Raw genomic sequence first — 25530 nt, forward strand, 5'->3', positions numbered from 1 at the left:
AAAATCATTCCACGCGGCTAATCTTTGTCGGGAGAATTCGCCGGACGAATCGGATTCGCCTAACCCCGCAGATGAAATAAAAATGGCGTGAGTCTATATAGGCCACGCCATTTCCTTCTAATACCGAATGCCGTGTTACATCATGAATCTGCGGCGAACAAACAGTATGCCACCGCCAAATGCAGTAATCAGACCGAGTGTAGCCGGTTCAGGAATCACGGTGACGTGATCAAGCTGGATTGCGTCAGTGGCGATAGTTGTATTGCCATCAAGACCTATATGCATTCCGAAAATGGTCAGATCGCCCAGATCCGTAAGACCGGACTGGGTGACAAGATTAAGCGTATTGGTCACAGTCGTCCAATCTGCGGCGGACGCGAGAGTGAATGCAACACTAGGCCTAAAAGCGGCTGTTCCGTCGGCATCTGTCTTCGTGTCCCCGTCAAACAGATCGACAGCCGTCAGTCCGGTTCCAACCCAGTCCGAGCTAAAATTGGCACTTCCAGGGTTGTAACGAATATTATTCGCATTTGCAATCTCGGTAGTCCCCAAGCCGGTTAAGTCACCCATAATTCCCCATGCGCTAACGTTAAAGTCCGTCGTGGATTTATAGGTAATCACAATGTCCAGCGTCGTTGACGTCGAACTCGTGTCCCCAACCGCCGCAATCCAGAGCGCCCGGTTGCCTGCATCCTGTCCTTCCAGCACAGTTCTACCGTCTACAGTGTTTGTTGCTGCCCAGGAGTTGCGAACACCGCTGTGCCAGACTCCATCGGCTTTATCGACGGTAAAAGTCGAATTTCCTGATCCAGCAGACATATCACTGTCAATAAGCGCCGCCTGCGCACTGAATCCGCCGGCTATCAATGTTAATGTAATTATCCATTTCTTCATTTTGATGCTCCTTTTGTTTTTATCATTAGCTTCATTTACGCACTACAGATGAACTGCAATGTTTTGAAAATATATTCTCTTTCATAATCACCCCGCCGAACTTCGGCGGGTTTAGCTAGGATGCACCCCTGAACGGGATGCATCTTGTTGTGAATCGGACTATTCCGTGACTTCCAACTGGAAGAAATTAACCGGAGCGGTCATCGGAACGGCATTGGTCACCATTTCGAATTCATCCCGGAAATCTGTCCAGGTTCCGCCCGTTGTGATGGTGTAGCTGGCCTCATTGTCCCAGAAGGTCGTATGGACCAGATTATCCGATTCCAGCGCCGTGTAGGTCGGCCGGTCGGAACTCTTCAGACGCGGGTAGATGTAGAGGAAGTTTCCGTTTCCATCCTCAGCATATCGCCGACCGGTAATACCAGCATTGTTGATATCATTCGGATTACCGCCCAGCCCCCATTCCGTAACATTATCAAAACCGTCTGCGTCATAGTCATTGGTGGAGGCAGCTGCTTCGTTATAGAGATTGAAGCCAGCGGCCCAGCTCTGGTACACCGATGGCTGTGAACCGTATTCAACCTTGAGCTCCTTCATATAGTTCCATCCATTTCCGACGTCAAGATTCGCGGTCATGTTGTCGTAGAAATAACCGACGGCATTAATTTTCGTCAAGGACAAGGCGCTACCCACGGTATAGATCCCGTTGGTTACCGTCATGCGGTTGATATCTGTGGCGGTTGCCAGTGTCAGCGGCGTCCATTCTTCGTCCAGAACGGTGATCGAACCGGTCTGAGATCTGAGGTACTGAGTTTTTCCAACATACCACTGGTTGTCATTACGAATGGCCAATTGCACATACGCAGGATCTGTTGAGCCGATCTTTAATAAATTAAAGGCACCGACATCAAACGAAATCGTTGGATTGTTCGCCACGCCATCAAATTCACCACCGGTATTTCCGACCGTGTTCTCAAAATAAAACAAGGTCGAATGGTTTTCATACTTCCACCGAATCAGCGGCGACGTACCACCACCACCATCGTTACCCCTGATGAGTCCCAGTTCCGCACTATTCTGCGAAACGACATGTATCAACGGGCACAGGTTCGTGTTATGTACCGCAACATCAGCCGCAACCAAAACCGAACCATCGATTCCGCTTCCTGTCGTAAACTGGCTGAAGCCGATCCCGCTGGCCACTGGCGTGTGAGATACCCCGCCATAGTTCCGGCTAGCGCTCAACCAATCGATCGTATCACCCGGGTACCAAAGCGGAGCGATTGTTGCACGCGCAAATGCGCCTGATTGCTCCGAAGCAACCTCCGTGGCCCCTGCATCGTATACCGTCTTAACCGTGTATATGTAGCCGCGAAGATCCTGCAGTGTTGCGTCAGAGTCCGTATAGGACGTAGTGCCCTGCGGTAAAGTTGCGATTTCTGAACCCTCCACTCCATACTCTTCCGATCGGAAAATTTTGACAGATTCTTCTTCGCCAACACCCGACCAGTTCAGATCAATCGTCAGCGATGTAACACCAGCCTGGGCGGTGAGCTCAGGAATCGACTGCGGAATTGCGCTGGCATTGGTGTGCGATACTGATATCGAGTCAACCGAAACATTCAGCATCTGCCCCAGAGGAATCCGGTGCCCCATGCCAAACTCTACAGTACTGGCCGCATAGGCATCAACCGCCTGCGAAGCAGCATAATCCGTATAAACAACAATGCCCTCATAGACGTTAGTGCCAACAGTCACGGTAACCTGGCCATTGTACTTGTTCGCAATCGGGGATTTCCGAATCATCCAATTCACCGTCATTTCTTCGGTTTCCAGATCCGGCTGCTCGCTGCTTGTATTCTCCCACAATGGATCCCAACCGACCTGCTCTGAGGACAACGCGAGGGACACATTAATATTGTACTGGTACATGTTTAAACCAAAGGACATGCCATCTGCAGCAGTATTGCGTACGACCCAAAGAACATCGTCTTCCTGCGCGGGAAACAGATCTGTATTGGCGGCATCGGAGCTGATGCCCCACTCGAAGAATTCTTCTGCTCCCGAGAGATTCGCAGTGGTGCCGATATACTCAACTCCATTAATCACATTCGTCTTCGTAGCACCGTCCGCAATCGCCGATACACTGAAGACCGTTGTGCCACTCCAAACGGAGCCGACTTCGTTAGAAGTAAAACGACTGTAAATAACATCGTTTCCGCCATTGGTGGCGAAAAGCGGATTGGATTGAGCAAAACCGGATCCGGCAATATCCACTTCGAAAGCATTCGGATTCGAATCCGCAATCGCATTCCAACGGTCCTGCCCAGAAAGATCCCCATCATTATAGAACGCACCGCTGTTGACAAACGTGGTGTTCAGAATGGTCGTATTGCCCACAATCGCTTCCGGTGTCGCCGACACTGGAGTAGAAACTGAATCCGCAGCCCCCGTGGCTTTTGCCGTTACTTTGTACCAGTATTCGGATCCGTTCGAAACACTCGTGTCCGTGAAGACGTTGGTGGTCAAACCGCTACCACCCGCAACAGGACTATAGGTTCCCCCGATGCCAGCATCGGACCGGGTTACATCGTAGGTTTCTGCTTCAACAACCGCGTTCCATGAAAGTCCTACCTCTCCATTGCCGCCAAGCGCCGCTGCAACTGGAGCCATCAGCACGGGCGCTACGCCCGTCGTCACATCCATGTTAATAGAATTGATGGTTGCATCGAACCGATCGACGGTGTTACCCGCAATAAAATTGCAGGCACCGTCATGATGGATAACAAAATAATCGAGGGTTGCGGCATCATACGCATCCGACACCGTCTGATAGGCCGTCACCCCGTTGCTGCTCACAAGAGTATCGAGATTAATCAGATTTGCAGTCAGGGCATAGACGTTGTCATTGCGCGTTTTACGAACATTAAACACAACGCGGAGGTTGTCGGTTTCCAGATCAGTGCCTCCGGCACCATCCCAGCCTGCCGCAGCAGGGGTTAATGCGGTAAGCATCTCAAACCCGCCGATACCGTCCTGAATTCCGATCTGAAGTAAATCATCATTACCTGGATTCTGGCTGACTATACGAATATCCCATTCGTCACCGGCACCGGCGGTACCCGGATTGAGAGCGCTGCTCGTTGTCGTCAGACCGAATTCCAGAACTGACCCGCCACTCCATCCGTTTGTGGTCCGGCTAATGGAGAAATCAATGGATCCGTCCCACTCGGTATCGACCCCATTATCGGAAGCCACGTTTAGAGATACAGGAGTATCGCCTCCGACGAACCCGCTGTTCAGCGTGGTGATGTAACCACTTCCTGCTGCGTCCGTAACATTGAACGCATTGGTTTTGGTGCCGACCAACGCCCAACCATTCTGTCCGGCCAGATCCCCATCTGCGTAACCTTGACCGACAGAAAAGTCGGCGCTTATAAGCGATGCCGCCCACGATGTTGATAATAACCCCATGCTGATCAGCATGGTTAATCCTGTTCTCTTCGCTCTCATCTCATCTCCTTTATTGCTGATTCATTCAACTACTGACTCTCCCGGAAGAGGGCTGCTTCATGAAGCCCCCATACCCTTCTGAGAATGAGCTACAAATGTATCATGAGAATACCAATACCCCCCCCATACGCGACCTTGTAGACAGAACTACGCATACGCGTAGTGTCCAGAATAATTTCGCCCGCGGCCCTGATATTACAGGCTTGGGCGCGTCAGAAGAATGACACTCCCCGACCCAAGGGTCGGGGTATCTCTTTATTATACCCAGCGCTGAATTGTGTAGAGCTTTCAGCACACTTACTCTCCACTCCTCGAATTGCGCCCCAGAGGGGCGGGGAATAGGCCATACCCCTACGGGTGCGTAACCTTCAAACGGAAGAAGAGGTTCTCATTAGTACCTCCATAGGTCTTGCGCTCGACCTGTTGATAGCCGGGAATGCCGGATGAATAATTGGAGTACGTATTCCATAAACTGCTCCAAGGACCGGTCACAAGATTTGTCGTCCATTCCGGGTGGTAGGTAATACCAGGATAGAGATTCGTGGTTTCCAGATAACTAAAACTGACGTTGCTATCGGGGTGATAGGCGATTGATGGTGCCACACCCTGCTCGGCGGCATTGGTCGGATTTCCGCCGAGTGCGTATTCCGCCATATCAGAAACAGAATCGTTATCCGCATCATTGGTCGCAATACCACTCAGGGCGTGAGCCGTCACGAACGCCGACCAGCCGTCGGGTGCAGCATCGGTCTTTACGACGAGCTCCGGCCAACTTCCGACCGCGGCCTCCTTTGAATAATACCCGATTAAGGAACCACCGGATGAAAGCACCGCCACCGAAAAGAGTCCGTCGCCATTCCGTTCGGCATTCACCTGACTGGTCACATCCAATTCGATCCAGGAATCCACGGCCGGACGCGCATCGCTGGCAAGGGCCGTACCGACAGCCGGTTTGTTGTTCCATGTGATCGTGGTCTCGCCCCAAGAATCATCGCCGACCAAATGGGCGGTATGAACATCTGCAGCGGTGCTGCCTTCAGAAAGGACTTTCAAGCGCAGCACGGCATTCGTAACGGATGCCCCGGGTACGGATGACAGATTAAATCGCAGATAGGCGTCGCGTGTAAAATCACCAACCGTACCTCTGACTTCCATTTTCGTGGAGGTGCCATAGTTGTTGTTTACTCGGGTGCCGCTGTAGACATACGAATCGGCAACCGGATGGAGTATATAAGTGCCTCCACCGTCACCGCCAGTGACGGTTACCGTGCAGGTATCATGATACCCGCCATCGGTCGTAGCCGCCGTGATGATTGCGGTGCCCGCCCCGTTGGCCGTCACCAAACCGCGGGAGTCTACAACGGCTACCGCGATATCATCTGAAGTCCAGACCACGGATGGGTCGGTGGCGTTGAGCGGGGTCACCGTTGCCGTTAATTGCGCGGTTTCTGTGGAAGCAAGGTTCAACGTGTTTGTCGCCAGGGATAACCCGGTGACCGGCACCGCATTGCAGGTCGTGACCCCATCCGCATCTGTGATAATGAGCTTCGAGCGATACCGGAAGCCTTCAGCCGTTACATTCATTATATTTACACTGTAGCACCCGGGCGCGGTACCGCTTGCCCCGTCCAGGACGGCTGCACTCGAGGGAACCGTATATGATGATTGATCCAGGGTCTGCCCAGCTGAAATCAAATTCTTAATTGGACAGGGTACAAACCGATGGAACCTTGCTGCGGCAAGCGCATTGGTTCCATAGACGGCATGAACGTCCGCGATCACAGAGGTAGCTGCAAATGAACCCGGAGTAAGCCCTGCGAGGGCCTCATCTGGAGTTACAAAGCCCGGCTCCATGTGAAAGGCGAAAAAACTGCCATATGAAGTAATGCGCCGAATATCGACATGCCCGTTATCCATCGTGTGCGGCTGGAGAAAGACGGCGTCGCCGCCATCAACGTTTGTGATGTCCCTTCCCCATACATCATCAAGGCCGGACGTCTGACCAACCGCCATGTCGGTCTCAATTCGAAGCGTCACCCCGCGATTGCAGGACAGGTTTTTATAGAAAATATGCCTCCCGTTCTGCATTTGAATCAATCCATATCCAGAATGCGAGTTCGTCGTGCTGCAGTTCATAATCAGGCCGTTCTGGGGAACGTTGTAAAATGTTCCGTTGTATTTTCCCGCATTAAGAACGATGGCACTGATGTCGGTCATGTTATCCACGACGTGCATATTCGAAATCATGAAGTTATCTGTATTGTAGCAACCGAAGGCCTTGAAGTGGTATAGGATATCCAAGGACGAAATATCTGCAGTCCACATCTGGTTGGTATCGGAACAGCGGACACTGGCATTGATGGTTGCAACGGCTGACTCTGGAGTCCCGGTAAGGGCTCCCATAAAAAAAAGGGACTTGCTGGATCGCGGCGATGACCACGGCTTAATTACTGCACCCGGATCAATCACAATGTGGACATTGGACTTTATGGTCGCGCCCCGAAGGTAGAAGGTACCAGCCGGAATGACAATTTTACCGCCGGTCGGCAGAGCGGTCATTGCGTCGATGGCCGCCTGTAATGCGACCGTATCATCATTGGCATCCGATCCATTTGCTCCGTAATCTGTCACCAGATTCACCGTGGCACTCACCGATCCGATGGTGTCTGTAAAAAAATCGCTCTCCATGGGTTCCACGGCAAGTGCGGTAGATAGCGATAGTATCATCGCTGTTCTTGTGTATGCGATCTTCACTCTTTTCCTTTTGTGCATGCTTATCGACCGACGGCTCTTGAAAATGAACGATCTAATCTAGCATGCCCCTCGGAAAACGCCCCGTACGCGACCTTGTAAACCAGGCTACGTAAGTGCGTAGTTTTCGGGGTTATGAAGGAGTGCTGCGCCCGCAGGATAGGACAGACTTGACTGCGTCAGGAGATCAGGCCCTTGCGGAAGGCTTCCGCCACGGCACCGGCTTGGGAATGAACCTGCAGCTTTTTGTAAATGCTGCGCAGATAGTAATCCACGGAGCTGACAGAGAGAGAGGTTTTTGAGGAAATCTCTTTTTTCATGACCCCTGCGGCCAAGTAATTCAAAATGTCGAGCTCGTGCTCCGTCAACCCGGAATCGATGGAACTGGGGGCCGGTTGCTTGTATGCATCCAGAATCATGGCGGCAATCGGTCCGCTCAAGGGAGACCCGCCGTCAATCACCAGCCGAATGCCTCGCAGAATTTCATCAAACGAAGCGTCCTTCAGAAGATAGCCGGAAGCCCCGGCACAAATCGCATTAAACACCGTGGTCCGATTTTCAGAGATCGTAAAAACGATGAACTGTGTCGCAGGGTACATGGCTCGGATATTCTTGATGATTTCAATACCGTTGATGCCGGGCAGCTGAATATCGACCAGCATCAAATCCGGAAATTGTTTACTCCGAAGCAAGGGCAACATTTCGTCATAACAGGAAAAGGTCTCCTCGCAGCAAAGGTCCGAAGAAAGGTTGATCATCTTCGCGACCTGCTCCCGAAGCGGGCGATGATCTTCAACGATCCAGATTTTAACGGGCTGCTCAGTCATATTCATACGTCCTGTTTCAAAAATGCCATGTAAGGGATTATTCTTCGACACAAAAAGATCCATCAAATCGGCACCACCAGTTCAATTCGGGTGCCCTGCCCCGGGCAGCTGTCCAATCGATAACGGGCATGCAGTCGTTCCGCGCGCTCCTCCATAGAAGCCCGGCCATAATGTTTCCGCAGGTAAAGCGACTCCCGCGCTTCAACAGGTGCGGTCTCAAAGCCGACCCCATCATCCGCAATCCGCAATGTCATCGTTTTTTTCTTCACTAAAACCTCCACTTGGATTCCAGTGGCCTGCGCATGTTTTACTGCGTTATGCAATGCTTCCCGAAAAAACAAGACGATGTCTCGTTTAGCAGGAATCTCAATAACCTTGCGAGGGATTGCCTTTGATTCCGGAAAGATTAAAGATAACCGTTCGGAACCAACCATTTTCTCGGCAATATCGCCGAGCTGAAGGATTAACTGCTGCAGTGTATCCGTATTGCTGTCAGTCACCCAGAGCACATCCCGCAAGGATGTCGTCAGCTCTCTGGACACCTCCAAAATGGATTGACTTCCCTCTGCCACGACTGGGTTCTGTGCTTGATGACCGATAAACTCCGACGTCAGAGAAATGGTCGCCAGCTTACTGCCCAGATCATCATGTAAATCCGTTGTAATCTGATGGCGAAGCGCCTTGGAGTGGCGCCTTCGCTGAAGCATCGCCCCCACGGCAAACAGCAGGGCCCCCGAAACAATCAGCAGCACCATGATGAAACCGGACACCATCATAAAATTCGCCCATCGGGCATCCAGCCGTTCCGCTCGGGCCGCGTTATCCTCGAGCGCGCGGGACAATTGACTGCGCTGATCAATTTGGCGAAGCCAGTCCGACAAAAAAAGAACCGGTGCCCCATTCGCCTTCCCATCGATCAGCAAATGAGCCTGTTCATCAGCTCCGCGCGGGAATCCCACCAGCCGGACGCGTTGAATCGGATAGGCCATGCTGGATTGATGAACTCTGATTTCACCCAACGCAAAAACCATCTTGTCGTTGTGCACGGGGAAATCGCTGACCACACACCGAATCCAGCGCCCGGTATTGCCCTTCCCTGCAAGTCGCACTAGATTATTCCCAGGATTCCCCACACTCCCCCCGGATGTAACACGAAGTGACTCCCCGCGCTGCCCGTCCTGAGTTTCCGGCACCATCTCCAACTCAATCGTTCTCGGAAAGCCGTATCCGGGAATCAGAATGCCATCCGACGGCAGCGCAGGAAACAGCTCAACCCAACCGAGCTCGCGATTCTGGCCAAGGTCGATCTCCACCACGCATGGATCAGATGGAGGCGTATCAAACACAATTGAATAATCGTCGTCTCCCGGATCATCGCCGTCAGCGCCAATACCGATCGGTTGCCCCAGACTTGTTTTCTGATCAATCAAAAACTGTTTTCCCCAGTACGGCGGGGACTCAAAAGCAGCACTGACCTCTACCGTCGTCCCCTTGGCAACCTCGTGTCGAACCACCGCATAAAACTCATCTAAAGCAAACAGCTCCTTGCCCCCTTCCCCGCTTCCACGGAAAACCTCGAGCCGGAACCGGTTCGAACGCGGATCCGGCAGGTCAATCGCCAGCGGCATGCGCCCCGGGTCCGGACAATCCGACGCCATCCACTCTCTGGTAACTTTTGAGGATCCATCCGGATAAAACTGCCACAAGCGAAATCGCTGCGGAAAGCCATAGCTTTGGGCCTTGGGGGACTGCCGGTCAATCGCCGGAACCAACAGGATCTGCTGTATAAACGCATCGCGGATAAACTCGATATCCACCGTCCATCGCGGCGCGTCCGGAAGTTCATCCAACGCCGGCAAATACCCTCCGTGATATCCATACCCGTCAAACTGCAGCGGTTCCGATAGGCGAGGAAGCAACGCCTGCTCCGACCGGAGTCGCGCCTGCTGCGCCTGAATTCTACGCAGCTCTTTGGGAATGTATAATAACGGAACGGCCTTCGAATGGGCCGGAGAAACGGCTTTTTCCGCTCGGACAGGCGAGGATGCGGCCTCCTTGATCTGCACAGAACACTCCTTCGACCGAGTCAAAAATGCTGCCAGTGGATAGGTTTCATGAAGTATTCTGCACTCCATGTTATCCAACTCAAAACCCTCTTCCCCCGAAAACTCCGAATCGGCATTCAACGCGAGATAAATGTCGGCCGTGGTTTTGGTAAGCAGGCTCTCCGCTGTCGTCTCCGCAGTCCAAACCTGCCCCGACACCTGGTTCGAAATCACCAGACTACAGTTCCAAGGCCGTTGCTTCGCGGGCCGTTGTATTGTGTAGATGATCCGCAGTTCATCACTTTCGGCGGCCGCCTCCATGGATCCCATTCCGGAAATCCCGATATCGTTCAGATTCACTAACTCATTGCGTTTCCAGTATTCGGCGGGATTTAACGTCACAGCTAACCCCCCATCCGGCCAAGCCCCGTTTTTCTGCGCAGACGATTGCGAAAGTCTGAATCCGATTCTTCGGTTGATTCCATTCGGCTGATTAAAAAATTTGTGTGACGCCGGGATCACCGGCGGCCCCTGCCCATCAGATCCCACTAACGTGATAAAACACTCAAGCATGTTCACATCAGTCAGCGAGTGCCGGCCAAACTGCCGATAATCAAAACTCAATTGAAGCGCATCACCAGGCGCCAAACGCCCAACCGCATTGGTGAAATACTGTCCGCACCAGTTTGTGTCCAACGTACCGCCGTTTGCCACAAACCCCGGCCGATGCTCTAGATATCGATTGCCCGGATCAGACGGCTTAGTGACCACATGGCCGAACCCCCATCCCAACAGCATGTCCGCTCCGTATTGAGTTTTCCAGAGCCCCAAATCATGATCTTGAAAATCAAGTTTAAAAATGGTTTCAGAATCGGGAACAAAAGGCGACGCAGACTGCCCTGTCGCTCGCCCGGCAGCCGCCAAAACAAAAAGGACTAAAATGATCTGGACGGAAATATATGACATTACATAGCTATATTACGCTGAATGAGAGAGATGACCATGTTAAAAATTGGATGCCCCCGGAGCATCCCTTGATTCCTTCGGCATTCGTTTCACTAAATAAAAGCTCAGGGCACTATAATCTGTAGGCGGAAAAACAAATGATCATTGGTGCCTCCATATATTTTTCGTTCAACCTCGTCATACCCCGGTATAGCGGACGGAACAATCACCGTTGAGTCCCATGTCTGATTCCACCCATTGGAAACCAGACTATCTGTCCATTCCGCCAGATAGGTGATGCCAGGATGTGCATTAGTTATTTCCAGATTGTAAAGGCTGACATAGCTGTCGTGTGCGTAAACGATCGACGGCATGGTCCCTTGGCTTGCTGAATTGACGGGATTTCCGCCCAAGGCGTATTCAACGTAGTCGAACTGACCGTCGTGATCGAAGTCGTTCGTAACGGAACCGCCCAAACCGTAGTTTGAAACAAATTGCTGCCAACCGGTCTGTCCGGGCACCGTGTATGAAAAACAGTCGATCACGCGACTGGAAATCATTGCAATCATCGACGAGCTAAATCCGCCGTAGAGGGTCTCGGCCGCAAAAAAATCGGGCGTTGAACCGAGACCGCCCGCAGAGAAGGTCTCGATGATGCTGTTTGACACAAGATTCATTAACGTTAGGTCCATCGCCCAATCATCGGAAGACGCGCCGCGGGTTAGAGTCACCGAAAACTCCAACCAATCGCTGGTTCCAAGGTCCGAGACCAGGCCAGCCAGCGAGGAGGATACCCCCGTTGAAAACCGATTGCCGTTTTGGTTCACCACGATAAAATCAAAGCCCCCACTGGAAGTACGGCGAACTCCGGCTCTCATGAAATCACCGCCCGTACTTTCGTCATAAAACATCAAATTGATCAGATCCTTGGCTCCAATAACACTATTGGTGCTGGTGAACTTAAAAACGGAGGAAAGGGTGATCTCATCTCCGGCGCTAGCTGAAGAAAGGCCCGCGCTGTATACCCCTTTCACCCATGCATTCAGACTTACGTCAACAATGCCCTGCGCACCGTTATATCCGGCACCATTGGGGTTAACCATGTTGCCCAGCGGACCGGTCCAATCCGAATGGGCGGTCAAATCGCCGGTCGCATAGCCCTCTGATCCGGTGAACTGAACAACCGTTGTTACGGGCGACGGGGCCTGCAGCGGCACCGAAGGCGGCGGAATCGAATGATCGGTCTGAAGTAACAGGACATCGCAGGGCTCCATCACCGGAGAGCTCGTAAGAAGCTGCTGGGTGATGAGGTTGCGCAGCCCAACAGGTAGACCTGATTCTTTAAGCACCACCGTACGTGTATCCTTGCTGACATTAATCAAAACTACCGTGGTGTTGCCGGTTGCCGGATCGATCCATTGTGAGCTCAGCACACCGTAGGCGGGTTGCAGATCCGGACTTAGGATCAACGTCTGTACCGGCAAAGATGGTTTCAAGGCGTTCAGCGCGATGGTGAGCGAATCCGCCATGGCATACACTTCCGAAAAAGCCACTGATGCAAAGGGCGTCAGTCCGGAAGAACTACGACTGCCCCCCTGCTCGTTCTTTCCGAAACTGGCCGTCGCCCCATTCACCTGCACAAGGTTACCGCCCGCTCCTTCATAGGTCTGCAGCGCAGCCAGACTGACGTCAGACATATAGGCTGTTGGCGGAATAATCACGGTCTGATTCAACGTCGATACGTTGGAAATTTCCGTCGGAGTGGTGAATCCGACCGAAATATTGAGCAGTTTCAGCGCATCATAGACATCCGTTAAATCGGCCGTGTATTCGGTATCCTGAATGGCCGCCTCTTCACAGTAATAGAGCATAAAGCTGCGGGTTTCAGGCACCAGCGCCGTTATGGATCCGGCATGGGCATTCAGCTCCTTGAACGTGCGGCCGTAGCTATCCACCGCTTTAGGCAGCGTAGCGGCACTGCCGATCACAGCCCCCATATCGCCCCGCAGACTTCCGTCGTGTTTTCGCGGGAAATACCATGCCTGCATGGCACTCATTCCATGCGTAAATCCCAGCCAAAGCGCGGTACGAACATAGTCGCGCCCCATCGAAAAATGGCACCATCGGTCCGTGGAAAGTCCATGCCACTCCGAGTCGTAGAACGGCTTATCCGGACAAAGGGATTTCGTAAAATCCATCATCATGGATTGTTCCATCCAGGCCAGAGCGTACCGGTTGGTCCACTCCATAGAAAACTTAATGTTGAGATCGGATGCCCCGAGCGGAACCACATGATTATCCGCCCCCATCACATCCTGCAGCTTGGTCAGATACTCCAAATCAATCCCGGCATCACGGTACTCATCGCTCAGCGTTCCCCCCAGAAGCTTAATCGTAACCGGAGAACCAGCCGGATCATTCGACTGGGTACCGTTTTTAAGGAACGAAAACCATTCGTTCACACGATCCATATTGAACCGGCACCAGTCGTACCAAATCGGCCCGCCCTGCAGGGAGAGAGGAACCGGTATAATCATTCCGGCTTTCGCCGCATCAAAGTCCGCATAGGACGTGCCATAGGTCATATTCAGATTAGAAACCGTCGTATATTTCGCAGTAATCCATTCTTTGTATTTGGCCATGGTATGGTCAGACACACCGTTACTGGCCAGCCAGCCGCCTTCGCGCGTGGAAAAACTCGGTTCGTTCGCCAGCAGATGGATGCGGGGCTGATTCCCCGAACCCGCCGGTCCGCACGCCGTCGGCAAAATGCCCTCAAAAAGAGTCGTCAGCCAGCCCCGAATCAGCGGACTGTCGATATCGTATTTTGTAAAATTCCGCGCGCCGTCCAACACCTCCGGATGACTGCTGATCATCCACGAGTCGGCTTGATGGCCCAGAAAGATCTGCTGAGGACCAATATTATCGGCGCTCTGTGCATAAAGGTCCGCTGCCATGGCATTCCTGTTGCCGGCATTGACCGTGTTGTCGGAATCTACACTGGTCAGGCTGTAGCTTCTGCCGCCCACCCGCCCGAAAGCCTGCAGCAGATCTTCCTCATCCTTCAGCATCCAGGTAAACGTACTGGGGAAAACCGGATTACCGTCGAGCGTATAAAAGCGATTGGTCAGCACCAATGTGCCCGTCGAAAAATCAGAAGGATCCTCCAGGGAAATATTTGATGCCAACTGTTGCCGGAGCTCATCCATCGCGTTGTTGGACAGGTCGAGACATTCCTGCATCTCATCAAATGGAAGCTCAATGTGATACGTGGCAGAATTCGGAATTTTACCCCGCCACCAAACAGCGGCAACAGCGTTTGACATAATTTCCGGATGATCCCGGTCGTATTGTGAATAAACCAGAAAACGATCGATTACGGTTTTGGAAACGGCGGCATAATCGGTATTAAGCCCAGCCATATCGGCCTGCGCCGTCAGCGAGGCCAACTCCGTTTTATTGCTCGCCACACGATCCGTCAGCGCGCGCCAGTCGGCTTCATCCGTCCCCCCGTCCCAAGCGGACGCGTTCAACCCCACCAACAGGAAACCGATTAAGTTCAAACTTTTTTTCACCACTTCATTGAACATTTGTATTCTCCGGTTCCAGGAGCTCCTGCATATCGCGATCAAAGGCTTCGCCATCGAACGGTACGATGACAATTTTACTGCCGTTTTTATCGTTCGGCCCATCTTCGCCCTTTCGGGAGTCGATCACTGAAAAGAGGAAATGAGTCGGATGCCCGTTCTCTACAAATACCGTCATGCGCTGCACGATCGGCCAATGGTTCACCGTACCATCGGTATACTTGAAAAAATCTATGTCGTTACGGAACGCAATGCCGCGGTATGTCCAGTCGTGAATTCCATCTTCTGAAGTCAGGTGATACGTGACATTGTCGAGGTGATAGTTGATGGTCATATGATACAGGCCGCCGCTATACCAAACCGATGGGTCTTCCATGTTTGTCTTCTGGACTTCGGGCATATCTTTATAAACCGGTTCAGACCTGATTTTATAGGGTCCCAGAATACCGTTCTCACTGATCATGATCGCCGTTGAACGCGGCACGATCATGTAGCGGCCATCTGGGCGAAGAAGAATCTGGACATTAGCCATACAGCCAACGGTTCCATTTTTTACAGCGCCTTTATTGTTTTCACCGTACCGCGCTAAACCGGGATTGAATCCGTTCAGATCGATCTCTATTTTTCCCAATAGCTGAAACGGACCATCCGGCGAATCGGAGACGAAGACTTCTCCGGAGGTAATTTCACTGGTGACCATCGCATAACGTCCGTCATGCATTCTTAAGCCAATGACATTGCCGCCTTTTCCATTCTGCCAGTCAGGCCAGGTCAGGCCGCCAATATGTTTATAAGGTCCGATCGGATTGTCGGAAACCGCATGCATAGCTTTGGACTCCACCTTCCATCCCGTACTGTGAGAGTTGGTCTGAGCCCAACAACTGGCATACATATGATAGCGATCATCATCCGCTTTCACAATCGCCCCGTCCCAATAGCACCAGCTTTCAAGGGTCGAATCTTCCAGCCCGTTTTTAATATCCCGGGGCAGCACATTGGGGTTCCCCCAGATGCCTTCCGATACCAAAGGCCCCTGTGGCTCCATTGGCAGAAAATAGTCGATCATTTGTTTTTCGGCCTGAACGACCCCATGAACAAAAATGAGCGAGAGCAATGCGACCAGTGTTCTGATTCTCATATCTATGATTTCCTTTTTCTGGATTAAAACTCGAAAGAAGAAGCGCCTATCCGCAATATGGATTTATAAAAGAAACCCCGCCCGAAGGCGGGGTTTCTTGGGAGGATGAATAGTGATGAAGCTATTCAAATGAAATTTTGATATATTTCTGGCTATCGGCATCAACCGGAACAACGGTGCTGTAGTCATGCATGACCTCATCCGCAACGGCAACCGTGTTGGTCTCTACCGGCCCCCATGGTCCAAGCACGAGGTTATCTGTGGTCTTGATTACGGCCACGAGAGAATCATCGCCCCGCAGGGAGTAGCTATAGGTGCCGGAAACCGCATTCCATATTGGTTTAATTCCAACATCAGTGCTGTTGGTCGGGTTGCCACCAAAGATATACTCTCCGTAGTTGCTGAGGGCGTCATGGTCATCATTGCCGTTTTTATCGCCAATCAGTAAGAACTGATCTGCCCAGCTCTGATACGGAGATCCGGTACGGCCGGTGACCTTGAAGAAGCGAACATGGCCACCGGCACCATACTTAGCCGGAGATACGATGCGGCTGTACCAGATCCCCGCGGCAGTAATCTCTTTCACTTCAGGCGATGCGGCGGCCCCGACGACGGCAGCGCCGGCGACCATCGGCGTGAATTCATACCACTGCACGGCATCGGCTTCTACGGCAATGGTTGTCCAATCGTCAGAACCTGTTGACGTGGGAACAGCCTGAGACGCAGTTGCAAACCAGTCCCCGTTGCTATCCTCGAAAATAAACCGCATCTCACTGGCCTCCACTCCAACAGCATAGGAGTCGGACTGCAGCTGCACCTCGAAGGTTTCAACTCGACTGGGATCGGCTAAAAAGCTTTCCCAAACCAGCATGTATTGAAGATTCGTTGCAAAACTCGCGTCGACACCGCCATGACTGATTTCTATGTAGTCATAATCGTCGGCATAGTTCCACTGATTAAAGTCGCGGACCAGACGATCGCCCCAGGTATGATTCAACGTAAAGTTAAAGTTCGGCGAACGGCCGGTTCGGTTCGGATAATAATTGCTGTTGGTCGGGCTATGATCCTGGCCGGCAACATAGGTATTGGCATTCATCCCATCAAACTGAAACTTCCATGGACTGTCATTGCTGATGGATCCGTCGACGATATCACTTGCGCCGCCCCAAAGGACGAAGGGAAGCGGGGCCTTTGCGGCGGTATATTCAAACGCATGAATTTCGCGGTTATGCAGCTTTGCATTGCGGTCGGACTGCCCGTTGCCGAAGCCTCCGAACAGTTCCGCAGCGTCAAACAGGTTGCTATGGGTTACGCCCGTCCACTCCTGTTCGAGAATCGGATCCGGGTTTCCACTATCGATGTTAAAAAGGCTGGCCTTCATCGTCCAGTCATTTGCATTTGCTCCACGGGTAAGCGACAGTGTGAGGCGCAGCAAGTCGCTGATGTAATCTCCATTCGCCGTATCAATACCGACCAAATTAGTTGATATGACGCCCGACACATACGTAGGCGGCCACGGCTTTGCCGATGTGCCGTCCCATCCATAATCTTCCCAGCTGGTTTCATACATCATAAACTTGTACCCGCTGGCGCCGCTGCGAACCAAACCGGCTTCAATATTTTCTGAGCCGTTGGTCGCCCCGCCATAGATACTGGCATTGATGATCGACTTGCTCTGGCTTGAAATCGCAAATCCCTGAGCTACGTCATAATAGCCCGCATCAGCCGGTCCCAGTCCGTTGGTCACAAAGTTGTCGTTGTACCCTTCCCCAAAGGTAAATTCGATAGAGGATTCGAACTGGTCATAGGTGTCAACAGTTGCGCTGTCATTACCATAGACGCCGGCGATATAACCCATACCCGAACGATTAGACACCACATGTCCACCCGCAATACCGGCAGTTGAATCAACCGGAACATATGCGCTTGTACTCCAGGCCTGCTGCCCGTCTAGTGCGCCATCAACATAACCTTCGACCGCCGTAAAGTTAACTTCCACCGCCTGCGCCAACCCCGCCGTCATCAGCCCGGCTGTCAAGGCGCCAATCATTGCCACTCTTCCTTTTCTCATGCTCTACTCCTTCATTATTGATATTTCCGTTTCACCTTTAAGCAGGATCTCCCGGACGACGTACTCCCCGCTCTTTTTTGCCGTCAAATAGAAAGCCAAAAAAAACGCGCTAGGACGAATACCTACATATTCATATTAAACATGCGATTTCTTCATTTTTGATTCTCCAGTTACTGACTCTCCCGGAAGAGGGCTGCTTCATGAAGCCCCTATACACCTTCTGAGAATGAGCCACAAATGTATCATAAGAAGACCAATAACACCCCGTACGCGACCCTGTAGACAAGGCTACGCATATGCGTAGTTTTCGGAGAATATGAAGAGATAATTATGCCCGAAGGTCTTGATATTACAGGCTTGGTCACGTCAGGAGATCAAACCCATTCGGAAGGCTTATGGTTGACCTTCATCCGAAAAAACAGGTTGTCGTTGGTTCCTTCATACATCCTTCGCTCGGTTTCACGGCACCCGGCTGGCTGTCGATCATTTTAGTGAGCGCGGCTTCCGAAACATGGCCTTCGTGGCACCCACTAATTTCGTAAATGCCGAGAAATACAAAGGCTATTTTATGAATGCACTGGTGGAGAAAGGATTTCCACCCTGTCCAACCTTTGCCTACGACGGCACCGATGCAGAAATACTCGAACCGCTCACGGAATGGCTTCTGGAGCTCCCCAAACCGGCCGGCATTCTGGCCTGGGGCCACGGCTATGCCCAGTGCATTGTCGACGCCTGCATGCTCGCCAATATCGTCGTGCCGCATGATGTCGCCATTCTCAGTGCCAGCAACGACAACTTTCTCTGCAACGCCTGCCACCCGCCTCTCTCCGGCGTGCTCACCCCCATGAAACAAATCGGCTATCATGCCGCCAAGCTGCTCGACCAAATGATGCAGGGGGAAAACATTCCGCACGACATCACCTATTTTCCTCCCCCCGGCGTGCACGAGCGACTGTCGACCGACACGCTCGCAGTCGAAGACTCTCGCCTCCGCAAGGTGATCGGCTTTATGAAAAACCATGCCTGTGAGGCCATCACCGTCGAGGACGCCCTCGCCGCGGTCCCCATGGCCAGAAGTTCGCTTGAACAGCAGTTCCAGAAAACCTTCGGCTGCTCACCGGTCGAAGAAATCCGGCGTCAACGAATCAACAAAGCCCGTCAATTGCTTGCGTATACCGATCTGAGCATGCAGCAAATTGCCGAAGCCAGTGGCTTTAGTTCATACAACTACCTGAGTTATGCCTTCAAAAAAGCAACCGGTAACCCGCCTCGCGATTACCGAAAGATGATGCGCAGCCAGTAGGTCTTAATCCGCATTCCGGACAGCATGCGCCCTCGCCGATGTGTGCGATATGGATATCCACTCTGAGTTGTTCTGTGCTCAAATCAACCTTCGTCACCTCCCAAGGAGAGGTTAATCCCAACAATACTTCATAATGCTCTATTATGCTATTCATGCCGTATAATGATCCGGCACCTGCACGATCCCCAAGTCTAATTCCCGATGATCTCCATAAAAATTAACGGAGAGCCAATTTTACATACGAAGGAACCTCATTTATTTCCTTCCCTATCGAATACTGCCCTTATCAGGCAGTCTCATACTCCATTTCTACAGCGGCTTTACAACAAAACGACGTATTGCGACCGGGCCATGATCGCCCTGGACCACAATTGGTCCTCGGGCGACTTCGCCATCCATCGGATTGGAGCGGGTTGGTCCAATGACGGAAATGTTTTCCTGAACCAATTGGCCATTCACACGCACCGATTCAAAACGGGCGGTTTCAGTTTTGTTTCCGGCGGCATCAAAACGGGGAGCGCGGAAAATCACCTCCATTCGTTGCCATTCTCCGGGCGACCGGGCCGCACTCAATTTTGGGGCCACGCCTTCGTAGCCGCGTGGTTTTCACCAAAACGTCCAAGATCTGGGAACTGTTTTGGCGACCTCGGTGCGGACTTCCATTTCGGCGTCGCTGCCGTTCACGTCCAGCGTGGCGGCAAATATGCCGCCGCCGGCAACGGTGTCGCTCAGCTCGCGGAGGGTGACATGCAATGGCCCGGTTTCGATCAGATAGGTATCGCGGTAAATGCCGCCCATGTAGGTGAAGTCCAGCTTGTTTTGCTCCTTGCCCGGAGGATAGAGCTTGCTGTTAGAATTATCCGCCATGACCGCTACCACGTTGGGCTTGCCGTTGGCGTTCAGTACATCGGTGACGTCGGCGGCAAAAGGAAGGTAGCCGCCGAAATGATGGGCCACCTCTTTGCCGTTCACCCAAACCTGCGCCTCGCCCATCACCGCTTCAAAATAGATGAACACCTTCCCGTGGCTGGAGGCCTTATTGACGGCAAACTTTTTGCGGTACCACGCCTTGCCCTGATAGTTCCGGCAACCACTGGCGTTCTCGCCGAGAATCTCCAGCCCGTGCGGCAGATTCGCCGCCTCCCACTCGCGGTCGTCAAACCCAACCGCTTCCGCACCCGACGCATCGCCCTTATGGAAGCGCCAGCCCGGATTAAAGTTGGCCACCGTCCGCGGACTGCCCTCTACCGCATAAAAGCCCGCCGTTGAGAACCGTTGATCCCTCCTCCCATCCGCGAAGGATGAGAAGCCTGACAAAACCATCAATCCCAATGCCGCATATATTCGTTTAACGCTCACAGTATTCCCCGTTTAATTCAGTCCAGTGCAATCCTGCCCATTTGTTCAGTTTATAAACAAACTAGAACCTAGCACTAACTAGAACGATGAAAAATATGTGATTACGCAATTCTTATACGAATCTACGCCAAATTCCGGCGGAGCGAAACCGCCAGAATGCAAATGTTCAGGAGCCTATGGTTGCATAGCAGAACAGCTGATTACTGTTTTTGCCAAACCCGAATGTATTCAATCTCGTAATCGACCGGAAGGTCTTCCTTTGCGGGCAGCCCCTGCCAGGGGAAGGTTTCAGAATCAACCCAGACTGAGATCGGATTTTTAAGCACCCATTTGTCGCCCAGTGCTGCCCGGGTGACCTCCCCGACCAGCTCTCCGTCGGCATAAAACTTTAAGTAGTCTTCGTTCCATTCGCAGCCGTACACGTGAAACTCGCCGGCCACCCGCCAATCGAGATGGGCCTTGTTCCGCCACATTCTGACGTTCTTGCCGGTCTTCCAGTCGATCATGGTAAACATCATCTCCTTCTCCAGCCCCTTCTTGTTTTTCAGCGAGGGCCGGCCGTTGAATTCGAACACGTCGATTTCCGAGCCCTTACCCGTGCCCCAGAAGGAACTGGTGATGGAGGCGTCGGCCGCCTTGCATTTGATTTCCATGTAGCCGTAATGAAACTGCTTCTTGCTGATGACGGCGGCCGTTGTAATGTTTTCATACGAGCGCCCGTCCTTGTCCTTCTTGGCGGCAAACTCGAAGTCGGGCTCCCAGCGGGTTTCGACCATCAGCTTGCCGTCGGAAATCCGAACGTTGTCTGGCGAGAATTGGGAAGGGGCGCGGCCGATCCATCTCGATTTATATTCGCCGTCCCTGCCCTGCACCAACCATTTGTCCTCATCAAGCTTTCTGCTCTCGAACTCATCGCTGACGTCCGTATTCAGAACCCATCCGCTGGTCTTGGCGGGATCCGAAACCGGATAAACTTTTCCAAACTTGCTGCCGGCTCCATAGCCGTTAACGGCCGACAGCAGCATTGCAGCGGCAAACAGCGTAATAATCGATTTTCCTGAATTCATTATTCACTCCCTGAAAGCGCCCGGCGGGCGCATTTCAATAGTTCTTTGGTTACGCTGTGCATGTCATTGCCGAATAGACCTAGCTGGTTTAGTCGCTGAACGATTCATCATAGTTCGGCATGCCGTTTACAACCCAGTTCGTATAGCCGATCTCGGTGTCATGCCACAGCGGGTCAACGCCGTTTGTTTTCCAATTATTACCATCGACAAGCATGTTGTTAATGATGGCCCCGTTGCCGGAGGCGATGTCGTTGATCTCTGAGATGTCGTCGACAATATCGTAGAGCTTCCAGGCGCCATTGTTCAGGCGGTTGGCTTTATACCTTCCGTTGCGCATCCCGACATTATTCGCACCGGCATTATGACGCACCCAGAACACGGTATCATTCGTGTGCGCATCTTGGTTGGCCAAAATTTCATCCCATATGTCCACCCCGGAAAGTACCTTGTCCTCAGGAATGGCGGCTTCGCCCAAGCGGGCAAAGGTGGGGTACAAATCATATGGATACATTGGATGCTCGTAGACCAATCCCGGAGCAATGGCATTGGGATAATGAATGAACATCGGCGTACGCACGCCGCCTTCATACACATCGCCCTTACCTCCCTTGAACGGCCCATTATCAGCGTCGTTTTCAAATGCCATTTCTTTGCCTCCGTTATCGCTAAGGAGGATGATCATGGTGTTGTCGAACTGGCCATTGGCTTTCAATGTCGCCACGATGTTGCTTACACCCCGGTCGACAGCATACATCATGGCCACGCTTTCCTCCTGCTTCGTATAGCTGCCGTCATCTTGTCCGGTGCCGCCGAACATATAGATTAGATCCTCCACCTTGGCCGTCAGCGGGGCGTGCGGGGCATTGTAGCACAAATACATGAAGAACGGCTGTTCCGGCGGAGCGTTCGTAATGAAGGTTACAGCGTCATCGGAGATCATGTCCGTAAGGTAGAGCCCCGGTGCCGGCACATCAGGCGGCGGAACCTCATCGCCGTTGCGAGTGAGCCACATCTGGTAGTCGTTGACCAGGTTTGGATCATCCTTGGACATCCAACCGTCGGAATAATAGTTATGTCCGCCACCCAGCATGCCGTACCAATAATCGAACCCAACGACGTTCGGATGCGTATTCGATGCGACGCCGCAATGCCACTTTCCGAACGCACCCGTGTAGTAGCCGGCATCCTGGAGCACCTTCGCTATCGTCACTTCATTGGTAGGGATTCCCAGATCATTTGCAGCCTCGAAGCCCCATAGGTCCCGCACGCCCTGCGACGGAAGGTCCTTCACTTCATACGGCAGGTTTTTGGAGCCGCCGATATGATGCGGATAACGCCCCGTCAACAAGCCCATGCGGCTTGGACCGCAGAACGGATGCGGAATATAGGCCTGCGTTAAGATCATGCCATCGCTCGCCAGCGTATCGATTGCCGGGGTAAAAGGAGACGTATAGCTTCGCCCAGCCTGTGTACTGCCATCTTTTTCACCAAAAAGAGCGGCGCCGAAACCAATGTCGGCATACCCGAGATCGTCACACACGATCATCAGAATATTCGGCCGGTCCAGATTGAATGCGCTATCCCGGACAAATACCTGGTCGCGGGTTGAGCCATCAATCACACGTTCCACTTCGTTGTAGCCCGCCAGTGCTGCTGTCGCGGAGTTTGTGGCGTCCCAATCCTGCTGCCAGTCATTGCTTGCAAGGTTGCCGGTCCACTCTGCGGTATATGACAGCGAAATGCCCGGCTCGGAATTGGTCATTTCCAACGCGACAAACCGGACCGAATCATCTTCTTCATATTGAAGATAATACGTGCCTCTGTCCGCTGGATTGGTCGGGTTGCCGCCATACGCAAATTCATAGGCATCGGCCATCGCATCGTTGTCGGCATCGTCGAACTTAAATCCGCTCAAGCTGTATCCATCAACAAACTCTTCCCAGTCCGAAGGATCCCCGGGAGCCTCATTCACGAAGACGATCAGCTTGGCTGTGTCTATTCCGTTTACCGAGGAAACCTGAACCGTAAACTCATTCTGCCCCGCATCGCCCGGCCCCGGCATACCTATAATGGTTCCATACGAATCTATACTCAACCAGGAGGCTGGACCGACCAGCGAATAGGTCATTGGATCATCCTTGGGATCGGAGGCATCGCCCGCAATCGAGTTGGTGTAGGCCACATCAATATCCGCAACGGGTTTGGTAATGCGGTCCACATCAAAAGCTGGAGATGGTGCAAGCGGCGCATACATGATGTCAAAGGCGTCGATCTGCCGGTCAGCAGTCAGGCCATCCACATCTTTAGTCCCTGAACTGAATCCGGGATAATATGCGCCCTCTTCAAAAAAGGAGAGAATGGATTCAGTGTCGGTAAGAGTCTCCGAAATGAGTGTGCTTGCCGTATTGAGGTTCACCAGCTCAACAGCCACCGACCATTCGGCTTCGGAAGCCCCGCGGATCAAGCTTGATGTAAGCTGCAGCCAGTCGGTCGTACCCGTGCCATCGGTTGCCAGGCCAAGCAGCGTTCCGGACACCTCGGAAGAATATTTATTATTGGTCCCTTTAACCCTGATATCGTAGCTGTTTGCTACATTCGTTTCGCGTCTCAAAATTACGCGCAGTTGATCCGCATCGGTCGCCCATGTTTTATTATAGGTATGCGTATAGAGGTCCTTCGCGGTAGTTACCACATTACCCGTACTGGTAAACCGGAATGTGCTCGAAAAGGTCATATTCGATCCCGCTACCGACAGCGCTCCCAACAGATTGGCCACCGACTCGACATTAGCCGTATCCGCATCCAGCGCCACAAGACCCTTCGCACCGTTATAGCCGTCCGCATTGATGTCGACCACATTGGCGGTCTCAGACACCCAATTCGTGTGGGTGTCGAGATTGCCATCTACATAGCCCTCTTCGGTTATGAAATCAATCGCCACGTCAGAGTCCGGCGGAACGCCCGGTTCAGCATTCACCGTAATGTTCAACGTGGCCGTATCAACTCCTCCTGTCGCGGAAACCTGTACGGAAAAAGCATTGGGTCCCACATCCCCAGAACCCGGAGTGCCGGTGATTGTGCCGTTCGTTGCAACGCTCAGCCAAGAGGGAGCATCGAGCAGCGAAAACATCATTGCATCCAAACCCGTATACGAGACATCGCCTGCAATCGAGTTGGTATAAGCGACGCCTTCGTCAGCGTTAGGCTTGCTCAAGGAATCAGAGCTAAAGGAAGGTGCCGGATCGACCGGTGGTTCACTTGCTTCCGATGCGGTTGCATTAAAATAATTAACCTTGAATCCGGTGTTTCCCGCGACTGTTTTTGCAATATCCGCATAGACCCCTACCGAGGTAATATTATCCATATTCGGAGTTGCAACAGAACCAACAACACCGCCGTTGTTGTTCAACGGAGTAAAGGTGTACCAAGTCAGTGAGACAGGATTTGCATTGGAGGCAGAAGTGTAGGAAAGGCCTAACGTAAGGGCAGGTGCACTAACATACCAAGAAGTCGTACTGTCTCCGTTGTCTCTCTCAATCAGATAGCTGAAGGTGCCGCTGTCGCCGACATATCTTCCACCAACAGCGATGCTATCGAGTGTCGTATTGGTGCTTGCGAAGTTTTCCCAAACGACCATCGCCTTCATGGATGTGCTGTCGCCATCCTGCAAATAAATGGCGTCTCCTCCATCAGCAGAACCAGAACCGACAACATCACTGATATCCTTGGATATACCAAGAGCGCCAGTCGCAAAAGCCGCAGCATTATAGGTCTGTGACTCGACCGGAGCCACCGATGACCCGCTATGCGTGGTCTCATCTCCATATACGTTGCCTACTGTATAAACATCAGTTGGTTTGGGGTTGTGATTCGCCGATGCGGCAAACATGTCTGCGCCGGTGTCTGCCACGCCCCAATTGACGAGCGAACCGGCCTGCACACTCACTACGGCAGAAAAAACCGCCAATCCTGTTATCCACTTTTTCATTTTTACTCTCCTGGCTTGATATCCACTCAGACCGAACAGAAC

13 protein-coding genes are annotated in these 25530 nt (G+C 52.4%); 1 reads left to right on the forward strand and 12 read right to left on the reverse strand.

Features of this window, described 5'->3' with window-relative positions; all coding sequences use genetic code 11:
* Positions 1-135 precede the first annotated feature (135 nt).
* The 8 genes from SCARR_RS12160 to SCARR_RS12195 all read right to left on the reverse strand — a co-directional run bounded on the left by SCARR_RS12160 (position 136) and on the right by SCARR_RS12195 (position 17771).
* Entirely contained in the window at positions 136-894 is a 759-nt protein-coding gene (locus tag SCARR_RS12160; protein WP_136061843.1) for a PEP-CTERM sorting domain-containing protein, read from the reverse strand.
* Positions 895-1053: 159 nt separating this feature from the next.
* On the reverse strand, positions 1054-4407 hold the full coding sequence (locus SCARR_RS12165; RefSeq protein WP_136061844.1) for a fibronectin type III domain-containing protein: 3354 nt from the start codon (positions 4405-4407) through the stop codon (positions 1054-1056).
* 351 nt (positions 4408-4758) lie between these two features.
* A complete protein-coding gene (locus SCARR_RS12170) occupies positions 4759-7095 on the reverse strand; it encodes a CBM96 family carbohydrate-binding protein (protein WP_168433265.1) in 2337 nt (778 codons plus the stop codon).
* A 242-nt stretch (positions 7096-7337) separates the two neighbouring features.
* Complete coding sequence (locus SCARR_RS12175; RefSeq protein WP_168433266.1) at positions 7338-7985, reverse strand: response regulator; 648 nt, start codon at positions 7983-7985, stop codon at positions 7338-7340.
* Between the two features lie 62 nt (positions 7986-8047).
* On the reverse strand, positions 8048-10828 hold the full coding sequence (locus SCARR_RS12180; RefSeq protein ID WP_168433267.1) for a sensor histidine kinase: 2781 nt from the start codon (positions 10826-10828) through the stop codon (positions 8048-8050).
* 272 nt (positions 10829-11100) lie between these two features.
* Positions 11101-14565, reverse strand: coding sequence for a beta-galactosidase (locus tag SCARR_RS12185; RefSeq protein WP_168433268.1), 3465 nt, complete (start codon positions 14563-14565; stop codon positions 11101-11103).
* The gene (locus tag SCARR_RS12190) at positions 14555-15700 is read right to left on the reverse strand and encodes a glycoside hydrolase family protein (RefSeq protein ID WP_136061849.1); all 1146 of its coding nucleotides are present in this window, start codon (positions 15698-15700) and stop codon (positions 14555-14557) included. The genes SCARR_RS12185 and SCARR_RS12190 overlap by 11 nt, the downstream gene beginning before the upstream one ends.
* A 121-nt stretch (positions 15701-15821) precedes the next feature.
* A complete protein-coding gene (locus tag SCARR_RS12195; RefSeq protein ID WP_136061850.1) occupies positions 15822-17771 on the reverse strand; it encodes a hypothetical protein in 1950 nt (649 codons plus the stop codon).
* Positions 17772-18243: 472 nt separating this feature from the next.
* Here SCARR_RS12195 and SCARR_RS12200 point away from each other — a divergent pair, with 472 nt between their 5' ends.
* On the forward strand, positions 18244-19074 hold the full coding sequence (locus SCARR_RS12200) for a substrate-binding domain-containing protein (RefSeq protein WP_281281174.1): 831 nt from the start codon (positions 18244-18246) through the stop codon (positions 19072-19074).
* A 309-nt stretch (positions 19075-19383) separates the two neighbouring features.
* Here the strand turns inward: SCARR_RS12200 and SCARR_RS12205 are convergent, their stop codons facing one another.
* The 4 genes from SCARR_RS12205 to SCARR_RS12220 form a co-directional block, all read right to left on the reverse strand.
* Positions 19384-19659, reverse strand: a complete 276-nt coding sequence (locus SCARR_RS12205; protein ID WP_136061852.1) for a family 16 glycoside hydrolase — start codon at positions 19657-19659, stop codon at positions 19384-19386.
* 21 nt (positions 19660-19680) lie between these two features.
* The gene (locus SCARR_RS12210; protein ID WP_136061853.1) at positions 19681-20433 is read right to left on the reverse strand and encodes a sugar-binding domain-containing protein; all 753 of its coding nucleotides are present in this window, start codon (positions 20431-20433) and stop codon (positions 19681-19683) included.
* A gap of 200 nt (positions 20434-20633) precedes the next feature.
* Positions 20634-21500, reverse strand: a complete 867-nt coding sequence (locus SCARR_RS12215) for a family 16 glycosylhydrolase (RefSeq protein WP_136061854.1) — start codon at positions 21498-21500, stop codon at positions 20634-20636.
* Positions 21501-21588: 88 nt separating this feature from the next.
* Positions 21589-25488 carry a sulfatase-like hydrolase/transferase gene (locus SCARR_RS12220; protein ID WP_136061855.1) on the reverse strand — a complete coding sequence of 1300 codons (3900 nt, stop codon included), beginning with the start codon at positions 25486-25488 and terminating at the stop codon, positions 21589-21591.
* Positions 25489-25530 lie beyond the last annotated feature (42 nt).

The organism is Pontiella sulfatireligans, from assembly GCF_900890705.1.
Classification (GTDB): domain Bacteria; phylum Verrucomicrobiota; class Kiritimatiellia; order Kiritimatiellales; family Pontiellaceae; genus Pontiella; species Pontiella sulfatireligans.

Excerpts from the sequence above, each read along its gene's own strand:
- SCARR_RS12165 (WP_136061844.1), bottom strand. The coding sequence starts at position 4,407 with ATGAGAGCGAAGAGAACAGGATTAACCATGCTGATCAGCATGGGGTTA.
- SCARR_RS12170 (WP_168433265.1), bottom strand. The coding sequence starts at position 7,095 with ATGGAGAGCGATTTTTTTACAGACACCATCGGATCGGTGAGTGCCACG.
- SCARR_RS12185 (WP_168433268.1), bottom strand. The coding sequence starts at position 14,565 with ATGTTCAATGAAGTGGTGAAAAAAAGTTTGAACTTAATCGGTTTCCTG.
- SCARR_RS12190 (WP_136061849.1), bottom strand. The coding sequence starts at position 15,700 with ATGAGAATCAGAACACTGGTCGCATTGCTCTCGCTCATTTTTGTTCAT.
- SCARR_RS12220 (WP_136061855.1), bottom strand. The coding sequence starts at position 25,488 with ATGAAAAAGTGGATAACAGGATTGGCGGTTTTTTCTGCCGTAGTGAGT.
- SCARR_RS12175 (WP_168433266.1), bottom strand. The coding sequence starts at position 7,985 with ATGACTGAGCAGCCCGTTAAAATCTGGATCGTTGAAGATCATCGCCCG.
- SCARR_RS12195 (WP_136061850.1), bottom strand. The coding sequence starts at position 17,771 with ATGAGAAAAGGAAGAGTGGCAATGATTGGCGCCTTGACAGCCGGGCTG.
- SCARR_RS12215 (WP_136061854.1), bottom strand. The coding sequence starts at position 21,500 with ATGAATTCAGGAAAATCGATTATTACGCTGTTTGCCGCTGCAATGCTG.
- SCARR_RS12180 (WP_168433267.1), bottom strand. The coding sequence starts at position 10,828 with ATGCTGTTGGGATGGGGGTTCGGCCATGTGGTCACTAAGCCGTCTGAT.
- SCARR_RS12160 (WP_136061843.1), bottom strand. The coding sequence starts at position 894 with ATGAAGAAATGGATAATTACATTAACATTGATAGCCGGCGGATTCAGT.